This is a genomic window from Pseudomonas prosekii, assembly GCF_900105155.1.
GTDB lineage: Bacteria > Pseudomonadota > Gammaproteobacteria > Pseudomonadales > Pseudomonadaceae > Aquipseudomonas > Aquipseudomonas prosekii.
In genome coordinates this window covers 4,963,185-4,980,304 of record NZ_LT629762.1, presented here as the reverse complement: position 1 = coordinate 4,980,304, position 17,120 = coordinate 4,963,185, and the positions used below count along the sequence as shown (strand labels likewise).

Here is a 17,120-nt window from a genome sequence, read left to right as displayed (position 1 = left end):
GAGCGAGGCTTGCCCGCGAAGAACGATCACGCGGTGCATCAGAACCACCGCGGCGCCTGCTTCGCGGGCAAGCCTCGCTCCTACAGAAAGCGTCGTCCATATAAGGAATTCCACGCGTGACGGCCAAACCACAAAGCGCCCTGTTATCTCCCCTGCACACCGCTCGCCAATTGGCCGCGGAGTTTGCCCTGACGGCCGTCGAGCGCGACGAACGCGGTGGCACGCCCAAGGCTGAACGTGATGCGTTGCGCCACAGCGGCCTGCTCGCGCTGAGCATTCCCACCCAGTACGACGGCCTCGGCGCCAGTTGGAGTGAAACCCTGAGCGTGGTGCGCGAATTCGCCAAGGTCGACAGTTCAATCGCCCACGTCTTCGGTTTTCATCACCTGATGCTCGCCACCGTGCGCCTGTTCGCCAAACCCGAACAGTGGCAGCCGTGGTTCGAACAGACCGCGCGCAAGAACTGGTTCTGGGGCAACGCCCTGAACCCGTTGGATACGCGCACCGTGGTGAAAAACCTTGGCGGCTGGCGCGAGTTTTCCGGGAAGAAAAGCTTCTGCTCCGGCGCCAGCGATTCGCAGATGCTGATCGCCTCGGCGGTCGATGAAAGCGCTGGCGGCAAGCTGTTGATCGCCGCGATCCCCAGCGGTCGCAGCGGCATCACGCTGCACAACGACTGGAACAACATGGGCCAGCGCCAGACCGACAGCGGCAGCGCCACCTTCGAACGTGTGCGAGTCGAAGAGTCGGAATTGCTCCTCGATCCCGGGCCGTTGAGCACACCGTTCGCCTGCCTGCGGCCGTTGATTGCGCAACTGACCTTCACCCACATGTTCCTCGGCATTGCCGAAGGCGCCTTCGAAGAAGCGCGCCAATACACCCTCACCGAAACCCGGCCCTGGCATAAATCCAGCGCTCGCGATGTGCGCGAGGATCCGTATGTGCTCGGCCATTACGGCGAGTTCTGGGTCGCCCTCGAAGGCGTGCGGTTGCTGGTCGAACGCGCCGCCGACTTGCTCGACAAGGCGTGGGCCAGGGGGGCGAATTTGAGCGCCGAAGAACGCGGGCATCTGGCCACGGCGATTGCCACGGCCAAGGTCGCCGCTACGCGCAACGGTCTGGAATTGTGCAGCCGTTTGTTCGAAGTCACCGGCGCGCGCTCGACCCACGCCTCGCTGCGGCTGGACCGGCACTGGCGCAACCTGCGCACGCAAACCCTGCACGACCCGGTGGATTACAAACTCCATGAACTGGGTGATTGGGCGCTGAACCAGTCCCTGCCGATTCCGACTTTCTATTCCTGACCTTCTCTTCATGGAGCCTGCCATGCAACTGCTGACCCTACCGCCCTCGCCCGCCCTTGCCACGTCGATCCGCGCCACCGCGCAAGTGTTCGAAGACCCGAAATCCCAGGCCTTGCTCGCGCATTTGCAACAAGTTGCGCCGAGTGAAGCCAGCGTGTTGATCATCGGTGAAACCGGCACCGGCAAAGAACTCGTCGCGCGGCATATCCACAACCTCAGCGCCCGGCGCAACCGGCCGTTTGTTGCGGTGAACTGCGGCGCGTTCTCCGAATCGCTGGTCGAAGCGGAATTGTTCGGCCACGAAAAAGGCGCGTTCACCGGCGCCCTGAGTGCCAAGGCCGGTTGGTTCGAAGAGGCGGATGGCGGCACCTTGTTCCTTGATGAAATAGGTGATTTGCCGATGGCGATCCAGGTCAAATTGCTGCGCGTCTTACAGGAGCGCGAAGTGGTGCGGCTGGGCTCGCGCAAGAGCATTCCGATCGACGTGCGCGTCTTGGCCGCGACCAACGTGCAACTGGAAAAAGCCATTAATGCCGGGCATTTTCGCGAAGACCTGTATTACCGCCTCGACGTCGTCAGCCTCGAACTCAGCCCCTTGCGCGATCGCCCCGGCGACATCCTGCCGCTGACCCGGCATTTCATCGAAGCCTACAGCCAGCGCCTGGGCTACGGCAGCATCACCATCAGCAAAGAGGCCGAGCTGAAACTGCGCAGTTACAGTTGGCCGGGCAATATCCGCGAACTGGAAAACGTCATCCACCACACCTTGCTGATTTGCCGCAACGGCGTGATCGAACGCGACGATTTGCGCTTGTCGAACATGCGCATCGAGCGTCAGGACGATCACCACGGCAATGTCGATGATTCGCCGGAAGCGCTGCTCGACCGCGCCTTCCAGAAACTCTTCGAGGAACAGGCCGGCGCGCTCCACGAAAAAGTCGAAGACGCCTTGCTGCGCGCCGCCTACCGCTTCAGCCATTACAACCAGGTGCACACCGCCGCGCTGCTCGGTTTGAGCCGCAACGTCACACGCACGCGTTTGATCAAGATCGGCGAACTGGCGGTGAACAAGCGCCGGCCCACCGAGAATGTGCAGGGCGAGCGCTTGATGCAGTTGTCGATCTGACGGCTGTTTTACAGCACCTGCTTTTTCACAGCACCAGATTGCAGTGCAGCGCGTTGTCGTGGCTGCGCTCCAGGCTGTGCAATACCTGGAATGAACCGAACGTTACGGTTTTTGCCTGGTGCGCGCGAATCAGTTGCCAGAAATCCTGCTCGCCGCTTTCGAAGCGCTGAAACGCCGCTTCCCCGGCCTCCCGCGATTGCCATTGCAGGTAATTGAGCACCCGCCGGCCATCGTCGCTGGCCTGAATGCTCGCACTCAAGAAGCCGCTGAAATCCTGCGCCAGACGCTCGGTCTGCGCCGACAGCGCCGAGACCAGCGCAGGTTGTTGATGAGGCTCGATCTCGAATTCGATCAATTGGGTGAAACTGCGATTTTTCTCTGACATGTGCCTGACTGACGCCTGCATAACTGACGTGCGCATAAAAAGTCCCCACTCACCGGTAAACCGGACCTTGCGATCCGAAGGCCTGCAGGGTAAAACCTCAAGTTAACTAGAGGTCAAGAGGCTTTTTCGCAAATGAGCACTTCGCCAATCAACACTTCGCAGAATCTGCAAAAAGAACTCACCGTTGGCCAGGTTGCCGCGCGCAGCGGCGTGGCCGTGACCGCGCTGCATTTTTATGAAACCAAGGGTTTGATCAAGAGCTATCGCAATCAGGGCAACCAGCGCCGTTATCCGCGCGAAGTGCTGCGCCGGGTTGCGTTGATTAAAGTTGCCCAGCGTTTGGGCATTCCGCTGGCGGAGATTGGCGAGGCGCTGAAAGCGTTGCCGGACAACCGCGCACCGACGGCGGCTGACTGGAAAGTGTTGTCGGCGCAATGGAGTCGCGAACTGGATGAGCGAATTGCGCAATTGACCTTGTTGCGCGACCGGCTGAACGGCTGCATCGGCTGCGGCTGTCTGTCGATGGAAGCGTGCCCGTTGCGCAACTTCGCCGATGTGCTCGGGGAGCAAGGCCCAGGGGCGCATTTGATCTCTGGCGCTCACTAATCCCCTGTAGGAGCGAGGCTTGCCCGCGAAGGCGCCCGAAGTGCGATCAAGGCCCGTTGAGCAATCCGGACAACTCGCCGTCCGTGGGCCTGCATTTATATGTCAACGATGTCGACAAATCCTTTCAACAGGCGATTGCCGCCGGTGGCACCGTGGTGTCCGAGGTCAAGGATCAGTTTTACGGCGACCGCTCGGGCACGTTGAAAGACCCGTATGGGCAACTGTGGATTCTCGCCACGCATAAGGAGGATTTGACTCAGGAACAGATTGAGCAGCGGGCCAGGGAGATGTTTCAGCAGGGTTGAGATGTTCGAGATGTTCGAGATGTTTAGTGCCTGATCGGGCCTCTTCGCGGGCAAGCCTCGCTCCTACGGGAACGGTTGCGCACACAAAATGTGTGTTCAACACCAACCCCTGTGGCAGCGAGCTTGCTCGCGATAGCGTCCTCACCTTCACCGCAAACGCCCCCACCTATCGCCTCCGCAAGCCAGCCCCCCCCAACAAAACCCTCCGAAAACGGAAACGCGAAACATTTGCTTTCATATCCGCATCAGGATTTCCGTTGCTCATGCGTCTTATATAGATGCAGTCTGCCCGCGTAGGCAAAAGCCACGGCCGGACTTTTCCGGGTTCACCACGCTGCGAAGCCCGCAGTAGAGACCCCTTCATCGAACCAAGACCTCCAAAAATGTCGAAGAAATCCCGCTCCAAAATCTGGTTTCTGGTGCACAGCTGGCTGGCACTGCCGATCTGGTTTTTTGTGTTGATCGTTTGTGTGACCGGCACTCTCGCCGTCGTCAGCCAGGAAATCGTCTGGCTGGCCAGCCCGCAAATGCGCGCCAGCCAACCTTCGGACGATGCGCCGCTGCTCAGTTATGACCAAGTCCTTGCCGCCATCAAGCAAGCCGAACCGCAGCTTCTGGTCGAATCGATCAACCGTCCCGATGAATCGCACTTCGCCCTCGATGTCGACGTCGCCTATCCCGACGGGCGCACGGTGACGGTTTACGTCAACCCGTACACCGGGGTCATCCAGGGCGCCGCGCCGGAATTCAATTTCAGGGCGTTCACCCGCGCCTTGCATGGTTGGTGGCTGGTGCCATTTACCAACGGTTTCAGTTGGGGCTGGTACCTGGTGTCGTTCCTCGGCTTGCCGCTGCTGGTTTCGCTGATTACCGGGCTGGTGGTCTACAAGAAATTCTGGAAGGGTTTTTTCAGGCCGACCCTGCGCTTTCGTCACGGCGCGCGGATTTTCTGGGGCGACTTTCACCGCCTCAGCGGGATCTGGTCGATCTGGTTTATCGCGGTCATGTCGATCACCGGCACCTGGTTCCTGATTCAAGCGTTGCTGTTCGATAACCAGATTTCCATTTCCAGCGCCCCGGTGATTCCGGCGATGTCCCGCGAAGCCGTGCCGATCTCGGCAGATGGCACGCCGCCACCGCGCATCGACCTGGACCGCGCCATTGCCATCGCCCAGGAAAAAATCCCCGGACTGGAAGCCAGCTCGGTCAGCCTGCCAAGCAATGGCTACAGCCACCTCGACATCTCCGGACGTGGCTGGTATCCGCTGATGTTCCAGAGCGCGACGATCAACCCGTTCAACGGTGAAATCGCTGCTTCGCGACTGTTGTCGGACCGCAACGCGCTGGAGTTCGTCACCGAATCCATGCGGCCACTGCACACCGGCGATTTCGGTGGTTTGTGGGTCAAGCTGATCTGGTTCTTCTTCGGCCTGTTGCTGAGCATGATGGTCCTCAGTGGCTTGCTGATCTGGACCAAACGCACCGCTTTGGCCACCGCCAACGCGCTCAAGCGCAGCCATAAAAAAACCCGCATTGCCACTGCGCAAGTCAATCGTGAAACCTCGGAGGCCAGCCTGTGAGCAAAGTCATCGCCGCCCCGCAACGCTCGCGCCTGAGCGTGATGTGGCACAAATGGCGTTTCCACCTGAACATTCTGTTGCTGCTGATCCCGCTGGGTTTCATGCCGAAATATTTCGCCGATGCGGCGCTGTTTCGCGGCGACGCCGGCCTCGGCGAGCACGAAATCGGCGAGATCAAAGTCGGTCCGTGGAGCATGCGCCTCGCCGAATTGCGCGATGAGGCGCCGCGCCCGGATGGTCCGGCCGGCTACTTGAAAAGCTTTAATGCGGCGCTGTGCAGCAGTTGTGTCGAACAGGTCAAGGCAACTTACCTGCGTATCGGCAAGCCACGCAGCCTGCGCGCCGCCGGGGTGATTTTCTTCGGCACGCCGTACCGCATGGGCGCTTCGTTGCCGGTGCCGGTCAAAACCAAAGCTGATGCCGAGCTGTGGATCACCATGGAGGGCTGGGACGGTTCGATGCACCAGGCCTCGATCCCACTGAGCCAGGCATCCCCGGCCACCATCGCCTGGCTGAACAAACAAGGAGGCAAACCATGATCAACGTAATCCGCCCACTGCGCACCGCGCTGCTGGTGCTGTGTGCCGGCTTGAGCGCCGGGTTCAGCGCCAGCGCCCTGGCCCACAACCCGATGTGTGAATGCAAGGCGATTGATGCCGAGCAGATCAAATGCACCGGCGGTTTCTCCGACGGCAGCGGCGCACCGGGGGTAACGCTGGACGTGATCGGCTACGACGAAACCATTCTGGTACCGGGCAAGCTCGGCACCGATTCGACGCTGACCTTCAAGAAACCCGGCGCCGAATTCTACGTGTTGTTCGATGCCGGCCCGGGTCACGTGGTCGAGATTGACCAAGCCGACATCGAGGCCCCGTAAGCATGAGCAGCCCCATCCCCCCAAGCAACGCCACCAGCGTTACTCCGACCACTCAAGTCGTGCGCCCCGCCGGCGCCGGGCATGAAACGCTGTATGTGCTGCTGTTGTGCCTGATGATCCTGGCGGTCGCCGGTTCGGTGGTCGCATGGCGCCATGAGTCGCAGGAAGTCAGCAACGTCAGCAGCCATCAACTCGACGCGCGCCGCGATTTAAGCGCGTCCGAGCAAGGCATTTACGCCGATCTGCGGGTGACCCTCGACGAGATTCACCTGTTGCGTCAGGAACAAGCCGCGCTGCCGACCCCCGAAGTGCTGGCCGAGGAAGGTTTCGCGCCGTTTGCCCAGGACGCCAGTTCGGTCAGTCGCGGCAGCCATGCCTGGCAGTTGCTGGAGGCCAAAGCCTATTTCGGCCAGAGCCAGTCGCCCGATGTCGCCGGCTCATTCCTGATGCGCTTGACCGCTGACGATGATGCGCCGGACGTGTGGCTGCATCGCGGCAAATCCCTCGCTGCCCCGAGCGACCTGACTGACGCCGCGCTGGAAAGCGCTGGCTGGCAGCAGATCGTCGCGCAATTCGATGCCGGCGTAACCCGCCAGCACCGGCACTGAACCCTCGCCTTCACCCGAGAGAAGACCGCTTTCCCATGCCTATTTCATCTCTACGTTCATTTTTGCGCCTGACCCTGGTTGGTTTGCTCGCCTGTCTGTTGGCACCGCTGGCCAGCGCCGACGAAGCAAAACGCCTGCGCATCGGCATCACGCTGCACCCTTATTACAGCTACGTGGCGAACATCGTCGGCGACAAGGCTGAAGTGGTGCCGCTGATTCCGGCCGGTTTCAACCCACACGCGTATGAGCCGCGTGCCGAAGACATCAAGCGCATCAGCGGGCTCGACGTGGTGGTGCTCAACGGCGTCGGTCACGATGACTTTGCCGACCGCATGATCGCCGCCAGCGAAACGCCGAACGTCGCAGTGATCGAAGCCAACGAAAACGTACCGCTGCTGGCCGCCACTGGCGTCGCCGCGCGCGGTGCCGGCAAAGTCGTCAACCCGCACACGTTCCTGTCGATCAGCGCCTCGATTGCCCAGGTCAACAACATCGCCCGCGAACTCGGCAAGCTCGACCCGGACAACGCCAAGACCTACACGCAAAACGCCCGCGCCTACGGCAAACGCCTGCGCCAGATGCGCGCCGATGCCCTGGCCAAATTGACTGAAGCGCCGAACGCCGAACTGCGGGTTGCCACGGTCCACGCCGCTTATGACTACCTGCTGCGCGAATTTGGCCTGGAAGTGACCGCCGTGGTCGAACCGGCCCACGGCATCGAGCCGAGCCCGAGCCAGTTGAAAAAAACCATCGACCAACTGCGTGATCTGGACGTCAAAGTGATCTTCTCGGAGATGGATTTCCCCTCCTCGTACGTCGACACCATTCAGCGCGAATCCGGAGTCAAGCTGTACCCGCTGTCGCACATCTCTTACGGCGAATACACCGCCGACAAATACGAAAAAGAGATGACCGGCAACCTCAACACCGTAGTCCGGGCGATTCAGGAGTCGGGCGCATGACGGCAAAAGAAAACATCAGTTCACAACCCCCGACCCTGACTGACACCAAGCCCCCTGCGGCAGCGAGCTTGCTGCCACAGGTGTTGGGACCGACTCTGGATTTCAGCGAAGTCAGCCTGACGCTGGGTCGCACGACGATCCTCGACAACGTGACCTTTCAGGTGCAGCCCGGCAGCGTGCACGCCCTGGTCGGGCCGAATGGCGGCGGCAAAAGTTCGCTGATCAAGACCTTGCTCGGGCAGATGCCGCATCAGGGGCGCTTGAGCCTGCAATGGCCCGGCGCGCCCGGCATCATCGGCTACGTGCCGCAAGCGCTGGAGTTCGATCGCGGCTTGCCGATGACCGTCGACGATTTCATGGCGGCGATGTGTCAGCGCCGCCCGGCGTTCCTCGGTTTGAGCAAACATTACGCAGCGGCCATCGGCGAAGCGCTGGAACGGGTCGGCATGCAGGACAAACGCAAACGGCGCATGGGCGCGCTGTCCGGCGGTGAACGTCAGCGTGTATTGCTCGCGCAAGGGTTGATCCCCGCCCCGCAATTGCTGGTGCTCGACGAACCGATGTCGGCCCTCGACGAAGCCGGCATTCGCGTGTTCGAACGGCTCTTGGGCGACTGGCGCCAGAGCGGCATCACCGTGCTGTGGATCGAGCATGACCTGGAAGCGGTCAAGCGTCTGGCGGACCGGGTAACCGGGCTCAATCGCCACGTGTTGTTCGACGCCACGCCGGAGCAGGCACTGACGCCGGATCGTTTGCTCACCCTGTTTTCAACCCATCCACGGAGCGCTGTCTGATGAGTTATGAAGCCTTTCGTTTGATGGTTCAGGGTTGGGCGTCGTCCGGTTATCTGCCGGAAGCCCTGGCCTACGGCTTTGTCGTCAACGCGCTGCTCGCCGGTCTGCTGATCGGTCCGGTGCTTGGTGGCCTGGGCACGCTGGTGGTGGTCAAGCGCTTCGCGTTTTTCTCCGAAGCGGTCGGTCACGCGGCGCTGACCGGTGTGGCCGTGGGCATTTTGCTCGGCGAACCGTACACCGGGCCTTACGGCAGCCTGTTCGGCTACTGCTTGCTGTTCGGCATCCTGCTCAATTACCTGCGCAACCGCACGGGGCTGGCGCCGGACACCTTGATCGGCGTGTTCCTCTCGGTGTCGCTGGCACTCGGCGCCAGCCTGCTGCTGATTCTCGCGGGCAAGATCAACGTGCACATTCTGGAAAACGTGCTGTTCGGTTCGGTGCTGACGGTGAATGGCAATGACCTGCTGGTGCTGGCCATCGTCGGTTCGCTGGTGATGGCGCTGGCCTTGCCGCTGTACAACCGCATCATGCTCGCCAGTTTCAATCCGCAACTGGCGGCGGTGCGCGGCGTCGCGGTGAAGACCCTGGATTACCTGTTTGTGATTCTGGTGACACTGATCACCGTCGCGGCGGTGAAAGTCATCGGCGCGATTCTGGTCGGTGCCTTGCTGGTGATTCCGGCCGCCGCTGCGCGATTGCTCAGCCAGTCACTGAAGGGGTTTTTCTGGTGTTCGGTGGCGATTGCCACGGTCAGTACCCTGTGCGGCATTCTTGCGCCAATCGTCTTCGACCTGCCGATCCCGTCCGGTGCCGCGATCATTCTGGTTGCCGGTATCGCTTTCGCCCTGTCCGCCATTGCGCGCGGCGTCGTTCCTAGCCTGAAAGGGAATCTCGGATAAATGTCTTTCAATTTGCGTCAACTGACCCTCGCCGTCGCTCTGTGCGGGCTGGTCAACACCTCCTTTGCAGCGGACGCCGCCAAGCCATTGCGCGTGCTGGCGTCGTTGCCGATCACTTACGGCTTGGGCGAAGTGTTGCTCAAGGGCACCGATGTCAGCCTCGAACGTGCGGCGCCGGGCAACTTGCCGGGCAGCCGCCAGACCGCTTACTTCACCGGACGTGGCGCGCCGGCGCTGGCAAAACTGGCGACCGACGCCGATGCGGTGATCGGCCTGCGCTCCTTGTGGTCGGATGATCCGCTGTACCCGATTGCCCGCCGCAGCAATATCCGCATCGTCGAAGTCGACGCCGCGCGCCCGGTCGACGGCGCCCTGCCCGGCATCGCCGTGCAACCGGGCAACAAGGTCGATGGCCTGAACAGTCAACCGTGGTTTTCCAGCAACAACATGGGGCGCATGGCGGACGTGATGGCCGCCGACCTGGTGCGTTTGGCGCCCACCGCCAAGCCGAAAATCGAAGCGAATCTGGCGGCGTTGAAACAGCGCCTGCTCAAGCTCAGCGCCGACAGCGAAGCGCGCCTGGCGAGTGCCGACAACCTGACGGTGATGAGCCTCAGCGACCATTTCGGTTACCTGATCGGCGGCCTCAATCTGGAACTGGTCGGCGTCGATGCGCGGCCGGATGCCGAGTGGACGCCGGAAGATCTGCGGCAACTCGGTGCAACGCTCAAGGACAACGACGTCGCGGTGGTGCTGCATCATCGTCAGCCGTCGGACGCGGTGAAAGCGGTCATTACCGAATCGGGTAGCCGATTGGTGGTGCTGAGCACCGATGCGGCGGACCCGGTAGCCGAGTTGGAAGGGAATGTGGATTCGGTGATTAAAGGGTTGAGTGGGGCGTAACGTCAGATAGTCCGCGTTATCGTTCTTCGCGGGCAAGCCTCGCTCCCACAGGGGAACCGCAATCTCCCACAGGGCTACCGCAATCTCCTGCAGGAGCGAGGCTTGCCCGCGAAGACTGCCTGACAGACGACACAAATCCCAGACTCGAAAAAGCCCGCTGACCTTACCGGTTCAACGGGCTTTTTTTTACGCGGTGACTTTAGTGAGTCAAAGCCGCTTGCTCGTCCATCTTCTGGCGCAAGCTCAGCGGGCGCATGTCGGTCCAGGTTTCTTCGATGTAAGCCAGGCACTCCTTTTTCAGACCACTCTTGCCCACGGTGCGCCAGCCTTGTGGCACGGCTTTGTAGTCGGGCCAGATCGAGTACTGCTCTTCATGGTTGACCACGACCTGAAAAAGGATGTCCTCGCGGTCGAATACTGACGTCATGGTGTGTCTCCATCGCTGTAGGGGTGGGCTGCGCGGCATGCGCAGCCGGTATGTAGAAAGAACGTTCAGGCCATCGGAAAATTTACAGGCCGGCGGTCGCTGCGACCAAGGCACGGCCGAATATCTCGGCGACGCGGTCGATTTCAGCAGCGGTAATCACCAGCGGCGGCAGGAACCGCACCACCGCGCCATGCCGGCCGCCGAGTTCGAGGATCAAGCCACGCTTCAGGCATTCACGCTGCACCAGCGGCGCCAGACGGCCGAACGCTGGCGGATGACCCTGCACATCGGGCGCGCCGGTCGGGTCGACCAACTCGACGCCGAGCATCAAACCGCGACCACGAATGTCGCCCAATTGCGGGAAGTCGCGCTGCAGGATGCGCAGGTGTTCGCTCAAGCGTTCACCCATGGCGGCGGCGTGTTCGCAGACGTTGTTGTCCTTGAGGTAACGCATCACCGCCGAACCGGCAGCCATGGCCATCTGATTGCCACGGAACGTGCCGGCGTGTGCGCCCGGCAGCCAAGTGTCGAGCCAGTCGCGATAAACCACCACCGCCAGCGGCAAACTGCCGCCGATGGCTTTGGACAGCACCACGACATCAGGAATGATCCCGGCGTGCTCGAAGGCAAACATCTTGCCGGTGCGGGCGAAGCCGCTCTGGATTTCATCGACGATCAGCGCTACGCCAGCCTGCTCGGTGATACGGCGCAAGCCGCGCAACCAGTCGAGGTCCGCCGGAATCACGCCGCCCTCGCCCTGCACCACTTCGACGATCACCGCCGCCGGCAATTGCACGCCGGCCTCGGGATCGTTGAGCAGGTTTTCCAGGTAATTGAGGTTGACCTGCACCCCTTGCGCGCCACCGAGGCCGAACGGGCAACGGTAATCGTAGGGATAGGGCATGAACTGCACGCCGCTGCTGAGCAACGCGCCCAACGGCTTTTTCGGCCCCAGGCTGCCCATCAGGCTCAATGCGCCCTGGCTCATGCCGTGATAACCGCCCTGGAACGACAACACCGTGCTGCGTCCGGTGGCGGTGCGCACCAGTTTCAACGCGGCTTCGACGGCGTCGGTGCCGGTCGGTCCGCAGAACTGGATTTTCGCCTCGGCGGCCAAGGCTGGCGGCAGCAGGCCGAACAGGTCCTGAACGAATTGATCCTTGACCGGGGTGGTCAGGTCGAGGGTGTGCAGCGGCAGTTCATCGCTGAGCACTTGCTGGATCGCCTCGATCACCACCGCATGGTTGTGCCCCAACGCCAGCGTGCCGGCGCCCGCCAGGCAATCGATGAAACGGCGGCCCTCGACGTCTTCGACATAAATGCCCTTGGCGCGTTTGAGTGCCAGCGGAATCCGTCGAGGGTAGCTGCGAGCGTTCGATTCCTGCTGGTTTTGCCGAGCCAGCAATGGCGATTCGTTGAACTGGTAAAGCGTCTCGGCAGGCGTCGGGGCAACCCGGGCCGGCTGATCTTCGATAAGGCTGGTAGCGACTGACATCTCTCGACCCCTCAATACGCTGTGAATAGTGACCAAAACTGCACACCGGGCAGGCGCGCGTTCCGGTGACGGGGCGCACTTGCAGGTTTTCCTGTTCTGGAAACGCATCAGAGGCTTGAGGATTTAGACCCGCGATCAGCTTTCTAAGACGGCGGCGCCAATGTCTTGAGCATTGGGATGGCGTGCAGCCCCGCCACATTGAAGGTTTGCGCGCTGACGCAATAACCCAGGCGCCGAAAAAACGCTTCACTGGTGGCGGTGCTGTTGAGGCGTGCCGCAGGCAAGCCCTGAAGGCGCAGCCAGGCTTCGAGGTCGTGCATCAGCGCCTGTCCGGCCCCGCGACGAAAGCTTTCCGGCTGCACATAACAAAAGGCAATCTTGCCACTGCTGGCCGCCATGCCAACGCCGATTGGTTTGTCTTGAAGTACCGCGACGCTCAGGCGCAACCGTTGGTCGGCCAGCCAGTTCTGGATGTGTTCGGCGCTTTTGTTGTGGGTCCAGTTGGCGACGATTTGCGCATCGTTGCGGTGATCGGGCGCGCAACCCACGCGAATCGAACGCTCGACGATGCGGCTGATGATGCCGACGTCGGCCGGTGTTGCCTTGCAGATGTGCAGAGATGCATCCATGGCGCTGTTCCCTCAATCCATTGAGTCGAAGCTGCCGGAAAGATAGCCCCGACAGCGCGTGGATGGCCAATGGAGAGAAGTTACATTTGATGTGCAACCCGGATTCGCGGGGTGTGCGGTGTTTGTCAGATCGCTTGCAACGGCATGGTCAGTTCGACGCGCAAGCCATCCGGGCGACTGTCGAAGTGCAACGTGCAGGCACAGCGCTGAACAATCGCCTGCACAATCGCCAGGCCCAAGCCGCAACCGGTGCTCTGGCCGTCGCGCCAGAAACGTTGGGTCAGGTGCTGCAGATTTTCTTCAGCAATCCCTGCCCCATGGTCGCGGACCACAAACCGCACATGGCTGCCGGTGGTTTCCAGGCTCAGCTCCACGGCGCCGTCGCCCGGCGTATGGCGCAAAGCGTTGTCGAGCAGATTGCGCAGCGCGGCAATCGACAGCACCGCCGGCATTTGCACCGGCGCGGCGGAAAGCGTGCTCGGCAACTGAAACTTGATACGGTGGCGATCGCCGCTGCCGGCATCCTGAATCGCCAGTTTCGCCACTTGCTCGGCGCTGCATTGCACGCCGTCATCAAACGACAAACTGCCCTCGACCCGCGCCAGCAACAGCAATTGCTCCAGCGTGCGGTGCAAACGGTCGGCGCCCTCTTCGGCCCGCGCCAACGATTGATCGCGCGCCGCGCCGTCAGTCATGCGCGCCACTTGCAGGTGAGTTTTGATCGCGGTCAGCGGGCTGCGCAGTTCATGGGCGGCGTCACCGGTCAGGCGTCGCTCGCGCTCGATGGTCTTGCCGATGCGCTGGAACAACTGATTCTGCGTGTCGAGCAACGGTTGCAATTCGCTGGGCAATGGCTGGATCTGCAACGGTTCAAGAGAATCGGCGCTGCGGCGCATCAGGGCGTCGCGCATGCGATTGAGCGGCGCCAAGCCTTGGCCGATGCCCAGCCACAACAGGCACAGGCAACCGAGCAATGCGACGCCGACCGGCACCGACGCGGCCAGCAGGATTGACATGTTCAGGGCTTCTCGCTCGATTTGCCGATCCGCCGTGGTGATGCGCAAATCGCCGCGCGCCAGAGTGAAACTGCGCCACGGCGCGCCGTCGATGATCTGATCGTGGAAACCCATCTTCTCGGCTTCGAGGGTTTGTTGCGGATCGGTGTGGCTGCGCGCGAGGATTTCCCCACGCAGGGAACTGACCTGACAGGCCATGCCACCTGGGACGTTCAATTGTTCAGCGCTGAAATGCGTGCCTTCGCCCTTGGTCGGCAACTTCGGCAATTGCTCCATCAGCCCGGCGACCATGCGTGCCGAGGCGACCAGGCGCTGGTCTAGGGAAAACATCATCTGGTTACGCAGGTCGCTGAGCATCCAGGCTGCTGCCAGCGCCCAGATCAGCGCAAAAGCGGCGCCGAGGGTCAGGCTCAGACGCAAACGCAGGCTCATCACTTCGGTTGATCTCCGCCATCCGCAGGCCCGAGGCGATAACCCAGACCGCGCACCGTTTCGACGATGCCGTTGCCGAGCTTGCGTCGCAGGTGATGGATATGCACGTTGAGCGCGTTGCTTTCCAGTTCGTCATTGAAGCCGTAGACGCTGTCCTTCAACTGCTCGGTCGAGAGCACCCGGCCACGGTTGTGCAACAGCGCTTGCAGCAGCGCCTGCTCGCGGCGCGACAGGTCAATCGACTTGCCGCCGAGCAGGGTTTCTCGGCTGCTCGGGTCGTAAGTCAGGGCGCCATGTTCGATCAGGTTGACGCTGCGCCCGGCCACGCGCCGCAGCAACGTGTGCAGACGCGCGGCGAGTTCGCGCAGGTCGAACGGTTTGAGCAGGTAGTCATCGGCGCCGGCCTGCAAACCGTCAACGCGGTCGGTGACCGAGTCGCGCGCAGTGAGGATCAGCACCGGCAACTCGAGGCCATTGTGGCGCAGTTGCTGCAGCAGTTTGAGGCCGTCTTCGTCCGGCAGGCCCAGGTCGAGCACCATCACATCGAACTCCGCGACCTTGAGCATCGCCCGCGCCGACGACGCGGTAGCGACGTGCTCGACGGTCAAGCCTTGCGCGGTGAGACCGGCAACGATGCCGCTGGCGATCAGCTCATCGTCTTCGCAAACCAGTACGTGCATGGGAGCTCCCTGAGCCGAAAAAAAGGCGAGTCAAACAGAGAAGGATTAAGCCGCAATTATGTCAGGGCCACAACTGATCGGTGTCCGGCGGCTGCGATCCATCGGACTTGAACTGCAAAAACGCGCAACGCAAACAAATTTACTTCACCAGCACTTGTCAACCAACAGCAGCGAACCCAGAAACAAAGTTCAATACATCGCAACTATAAATTCGTAAAACAACCCAATAGTCTCGCCATTCAACCGCACATCAAATTAATAAAACTGTACACGCCCTGTAACTTTCCAAGGATCAAACATGCAAACTTTAAATAACGTCGTCGCCGTTGACTGGCGCTCGGGAGCAGATCGCTGCTATTTCTTTTTCAAAGACACCAACACCTACTCGCGTTTTAATCTTGCCGATAACGAAGTACCTGAAGGTTATCCAACTGCTATCCGCTCGAGCAACTGGAACACCGTCCATTCAAAACTGAAAGATTTGCGATTCGGATTTACCACCACCGGCATCAACCCCGCTCACCCATTGGATTTTGATTCGGATATTTTGTGGCTTTTCTATTATGACGGCGGCATTCCGATGGTCTGCAGGTATGACCAGGACGATGACGTCGCCACCAACTCCTATCCTGTCAGTCAATCCATCTGGCATACGCTGCTGCCCTACTTCGACCGCATCGTTGCTGGCACTTGGTGGGAAAAGTCGCCTAATCCGCGCTTTTTCCGTTTCCTGATGAACGACGGCCACAGTTTATCGCTCAACCTTGTGACCGATAAGTTGACGCATGAACCTATCAACGATAGTACCTGGCCAGGACTGGCACCTTATAAAGACCGGATTATGACCGCCGTACAAAATGATCGAACATTTGCTTACAGCCATTACTATATTTTCCTGACCAACAATGAATACCTGCGCTACAACATTCCGACCAACAGACTGTTAGCCGGGCCGATTATTGTCGACGAGGTATCCTGGCCCGGTTTATTGCGCAACTGAGCAATCCGCTGGCAATGCGATAAATATGTACCGCACCTGACGTTTCATCAGCCCATACCCTGAATGGGAGCTTACTCAACTCACACGAAGGGATTGATCATGCAACCGCACACAGATGACTTGACCGCTTTTTTCAATATGCTCAAAAGCCTGACCGCGCTAATCGCCGAATTGAACGTGCTACAGGAAAATGCCCGCAACAAAGGCCTCGAACTCTACAACCTCGGCAGCTTCCGGGCGTCGGAGCCTTACTTGAACATTGCCGCCGCAGGCGGCGACCGGGCGGCGCAATATGCTTTGGCTGAAGTGCTGCGGCGCCAGCAGGGTTCCATCACCGAAGACGCGAAAAAATGGTATCGGCTGGCCGCCGCGCAAGAGGATGTCTACGCCCTGCTGCGTCTGGGCGACAGTGCGTCGCTGGACAAAGCCCGGCAACTGCTGCCGCCGCGCATCGCACAGGGTGACGGCGAGGCCATGCTGCAGATGTACGAGCTGACCAAGGACATCACCTGGCTGAAGAAATCGGCAGGCAAGAAATTCCCGGAAGCCTTGTACATTCTGGCGCTGGAGTACGACCGGGATAACAGCCTGGTCCCGACCGGCCAGACACCATCAGAGGCGATAGACCGGCTGCTGCAAATGGGCGCTGCGGCCAACTTCCCGCTCGCCATGAACTGGTACACCAACCGCCCGCAAGTGACGCAATTCCCGTCGCTGCGACGCGAATGGCTGGAAAAGACCGCTGCGCTGAATGACCTCTACGGTGTCCTCAAATACGGCTATGCCCTCGGCCACGATAGCGACGGGCGTGACCCCGAATACGGCTACGCGAAGAGTTATCCGTTCAGCTATGGCCTTATCTGGCTGGTGGTCAACTCGGCGACCGAATACCAACTCCACAACAGCGCCTCAGTTTTTCTCGCCGACCTCGGCAAGGAAATGAGTCAAAAAGAAATCGACCTGGCGCTGGGTTTTGCGCAGACCTGGAAGGACACACACCCGCCGCTGTCGGAGAACCGCCTGACCTATCACGGCATCTGAACCGGCGATGACTCATCGCTGACTTGCGCGTTATGCGTGTTTGCCGGGCTG

At 60.8% G+C, this 17,120-nt stretch carries 19 protein-coding genes and 1 pseudogene; 14 read left to right on the top strand and 6 right to left on the bottom strand.

The features are described from left to right. Positions 1 to 116: 116 nt before the first annotated feature. Together BLU01_RS22665 and BLU01_RS22660 are read left to right on the top strand one after the other, a co-directional pair. The gene (locus BLU01_RS22665) at positions 117 to 1,304 is read left to right on the top strand and encodes an acyl-CoA dehydrogenase family protein (protein ID WP_092279679.1); all 1,188 of its coding nucleotides are present in this window, start codon (positions 117 to 119) and stop codon (positions 1,302 to 1,304) included. 22 nt (positions 1,305 to 1,326) lie between these two features. Beyond that, positions 1,327 to 2,430 carry a sigma-54 interaction domain-containing protein gene (locus BLU01_RS22660; protein ID WP_092279677.1) on the top strand — a complete coding sequence of 368 codons (1,104 nt, stop codon included), beginning with the start codon at positions 1,327 to 1,329 and terminating at the stop codon, positions 2,428 to 2,430. Positions 2,431 to 2,455: 25 nt separating this feature from the next. Here the strand turns inward: BLU01_RS22660 and BLU01_RS22655 are convergent, their stop codons facing one another. Then, entirely contained in the window at positions 2,456 to 2,815 is a 360-nt protein-coding gene (locus BLU01_RS22655) for an antibiotic biosynthesis monooxygenase (protein WP_092279675.1), read from the bottom strand. Between the two features lie 147 nt (positions 2,816 to 2,962). On the opposite strand from BLU01_RS22655, the gene soxR reads away from it, so the two are divergent. From soxR to BLU01_RS22605, 10 genes and pseudogenes are all read left to right on the top strand, one after another. After that, the gene (gene soxR, locus BLU01_RS22650) at positions 2,963 to 3,421 is read left to right on the top strand and encodes a redox-sensitive transcriptional activator SoxR (RefSeq protein WP_092281712.1); all 459 of its coding nucleotides are present in this window, start codon (positions 2,963 to 2,965) and stop codon (positions 3,419 to 3,421) included. 41 nt (positions 3,422 to 3,462) lie between these two features. Continuing rightward, positions 3,463 to 3,726, top strand: a pseudogene (locus BLU01_RS22645) (VOC family protein); the annotation flags it as partial. A 383-nt stretch (positions 3,727 to 4,109) separates the two neighbouring features. Then, positions 4,110 to 5,306 carry a PepSY-associated TM helix domain-containing protein gene (locus tag BLU01_RS22640; RefSeq protein WP_092279673.1) on the top strand — a complete coding sequence of 399 codons (1,197 nt, stop codon included), beginning with the start codon at positions 4,110 to 4,112 and terminating at the stop codon, positions 5,304 to 5,306. 41 nt (positions 5,307 to 5,347) lie between these two features. Further along, positions 5,348 to 5,845 carry a thiamine pyrophosphate-binding protein gene (locus tag BLU01_RS22635; protein WP_092281710.1) on the top strand — a complete coding sequence of 166 codons (498 nt, stop codon included), beginning with the start codon at positions 5,348 to 5,350 and terminating at the stop codon, positions 5,843 to 5,845. Then, entirely contained in the window at positions 5,842 to 6,183 is a 342-nt protein-coding gene (locus BLU01_RS22630) for a hypothetical protein (protein WP_092279671.1), read from the top strand. The genes BLU01_RS22635 and BLU01_RS22630 overlap by 4 nt, the downstream gene beginning before the upstream one ends. A 2-nt stretch (positions 6,184 to 6,185) precedes the next feature. Continuing rightward, a complete protein-coding gene (locus BLU01_RS22625) occupies positions 6,186 to 6,791 on the top strand; it encodes a DUF6162 family protein (RefSeq protein WP_092279669.1) in 606 nt (201 codons plus the stop codon). Between the two features lie 35 nt (positions 6,792 to 6,826). Continuing rightward, positions 6,827 to 7,753, top strand: coding sequence for a metal ABC transporter substrate-binding protein (locus BLU01_RS22620; RefSeq protein ID WP_092279667.1), 927 nt, complete (start codon positions 6,827 to 6,829; stop codon positions 7,751 to 7,753). Then, a complete protein-coding gene (locus tag BLU01_RS22615; RefSeq protein WP_231987101.1) occupies positions 7,750 to 8,547 on the top strand; it encodes a metal ABC transporter ATP-binding protein in 798 nt (265 codons plus the stop codon). The genes BLU01_RS22620 and BLU01_RS22615 overlap by 4 nt, the downstream gene beginning before the upstream one ends. Then, entirely contained in the window at positions 8,547 to 9,446 is a 900-nt protein-coding gene (locus BLU01_RS22610) for a metal ABC transporter permease (protein ID WP_092279663.1), read from the top strand. Before BLU01_RS22615 ends, BLU01_RS22610 begins: the two co-directional genes overlap by 1 nt. Continuing rightward, a complete protein-coding gene (locus tag BLU01_RS22605) occupies positions 9,447 to 10,349 on the top strand; it encodes a metal ABC transporter substrate-binding protein (protein ID WP_092279661.1) in 903 nt (300 codons plus the stop codon). A 199-nt stretch (positions 10,350 to 10,548) separates the two neighbouring features. On the opposite strand, the gene BLU01_RS22600 is transcribed toward BLU01_RS22605, so the two are convergent. From BLU01_RS22600 to BLU01_RS22580, 5 genes are all read right to left on the bottom strand, one after another. Then, a complete protein-coding gene (locus BLU01_RS22600) occupies positions 10,549 to 10,776 on the bottom strand; it encodes an MbtH family protein (protein ID WP_092279659.1) in 228 nt (75 codons plus the stop codon). 82 nt (positions 10,777 to 10,858) lie between these two features. Beyond that, positions 10,859 to 12,271, bottom strand: coding sequence for an aspartate aminotransferase family protein (locus tag BLU01_RS22595; RefSeq protein WP_092279657.1), 1,413 nt, complete (start codon positions 12,269 to 12,271; stop codon positions 10,859 to 10,861). A gap of 143 nt (positions 12,272 to 12,414) precedes the next feature. After that, the gene (locus BLU01_RS22590; protein ID WP_092279655.1) at positions 12,415 to 12,900 is read right to left on the bottom strand and encodes a GNAT family N-acetyltransferase; all 486 of its coding nucleotides are present in this window, start codon (positions 12,898 to 12,900) and stop codon (positions 12,415 to 12,417) included. 125 nt (positions 12,901 to 13,025) lie between these two features. Continuing rightward, entirely contained in the window at positions 13,026 to 14,351 is a 1,326-nt protein-coding gene (locus tag BLU01_RS22585; RefSeq protein ID WP_092279654.1) for an ATP-binding protein, read from the bottom strand. Beyond that, on the bottom strand, positions 14,348 to 15,028 hold the full coding sequence (locus BLU01_RS22580) for a response regulator (protein ID WP_092279652.1): 681 nt from the start codon (positions 15,026 to 15,028) through the stop codon (positions 14,348 to 14,350). The genes BLU01_RS22585 and BLU01_RS22580 overlap by 4 nt, the downstream gene beginning before the upstream one ends. Positions 15,029 to 15,326: 298 nt before the next feature. Here BLU01_RS22580 and BLU01_RS22575 point away from each other — a divergent pair, with 298 nt between their 5' ends. Then, positions 15,327 to 16,028 (top strand): hypothetical protein, encoded by a 702-nt coding sequence (locus BLU01_RS22575; RefSeq protein ID WP_092279650.1) that lies wholly within the window; start codon positions 15,327 to 15,329, stop codon positions 16,026 to 16,028. A 99-nt stretch (positions 16,029 to 16,127) separates the two neighbouring features. Next, the gene (locus tag BLU01_RS22570) at positions 16,128 to 17,069 is read left to right on the top strand and encodes an SEL1-like repeat protein (protein WP_092279648.1); all 942 of its coding nucleotides are present in this window, start codon (positions 16,128 to 16,130) and stop codon (positions 17,067 to 17,069) included. Positions 17,070 to 17,120: the final 51 nt, after the last annotated feature.

What these genes read in the sequence shown, in the direction of transcription:
- BLU01_RS22625 (WP_092279669.1), top strand. Translation starts at nt 6,186, where the DNA reads ATGAGCAGCCCCATCCCCCCAAGCAACGCCACCAGCGTTACTCCGACC.
- BLU01_RS22620 (WP_092279667.1), top strand. Translation starts at nt 6,827, where the DNA reads ATGCCTATTTCATCTCTACGTTCATTTTTGCGCCTGACCCTGGTTGGT.
- BLU01_RS22605 (WP_092279661.1), top strand. Translation starts at nt 9,447, where the DNA reads ATGTCTTTCAATTTGCGTCAACTGACCCTCGCCGTCGCTCTGTGCGGG.
- BLU01_RS22570 (WP_092279648.1), top strand. Translation starts at nt 16,128, where the DNA reads ATGCAACCGCACACAGATGACTTGACCGCTTTTTTCAATATGCTCAAA.
- BLU01_RS22630 (WP_092279671.1), top strand. Translation starts at nt 5,842, where the DNA reads ATGATCAACGTAATCCGCCCACTGCGCACCGCGCTGCTGGTGCTGTGT.
- BLU01_RS22660 (WP_092279677.1), top strand. Translation starts at nt 1,327, where the DNA reads ATGCAACTGCTGACCCTACCGCCCTCGCCCGCCCTTGCCACGTCGATC.
- BLU01_RS22575 (WP_092279650.1), top strand. Translation starts at nt 15,327, where the DNA reads ATGCAAACTTTAAATAACGTCGTCGCCGTTGACTGGCGCTCGGGAGCA.
- BLU01_RS22595 (WP_092279657.1), bottom strand. Translation starts at nt 12,271, where the DNA reads ATGTCAGTCGCTACCAGCCTTATCGAAGATCAGCCGGCCCGGGTTGCC.
- BLU01_RS22600 (WP_092279659.1), bottom strand. Translation starts at nt 10,776, where the DNA reads ATGACGTCAGTATTCGACCGCGAGGACATCCTTTTTCAGGTCGTGGTC.
- BLU01_RS22655 (WP_092279675.1), bottom strand. Translation starts at nt 2,815, where the DNA reads ATGTCAGAGAAAAATCGCAGTTTCACCCAATTGATCGAATTCGAGATC.
- BLU01_RS22580 (WP_092279652.1), bottom strand. Translation starts at nt 15,028, where the DNA reads ATGCACGTACTGGTTTGCGAAGACGATGAGCTGATCGCCAGCGGCATC.
- BLU01_RS22640 (WP_092279673.1), top strand. Translation starts at nt 4,110, where the DNA reads ATGTCGAAGAAATCCCGCTCCAAAATCTGGTTTCTGGTGCACAGCTGG.
- BLU01_RS22635 (WP_092281710.1), top strand. Translation starts at nt 5,348, where the DNA reads ATGTGGCACAAATGGCGTTTCCACCTGAACATTCTGTTGCTGCTGATC.
- BLU01_RS22615 (WP_231987101.1), top strand. Translation starts at nt 7,750, where the DNA reads ATGACGGCAAAAGAAAACATCAGTTCACAACCCCCGACCCTGACTGAC.
- BLU01_RS22610 (WP_092279663.1), top strand. Translation starts at nt 8,547, where the DNA reads ATGAGTTATGAAGCCTTTCGTTTGATGGTTCAGGGTTGGGCGTCGTCC.
- BLU01_RS22590 (WP_092279655.1), bottom strand. Translation starts at nt 12,900, where the DNA reads ATGGATGCATCTCTGCACATCTGCAAGGCAACACCGGCCGACGTCGGC.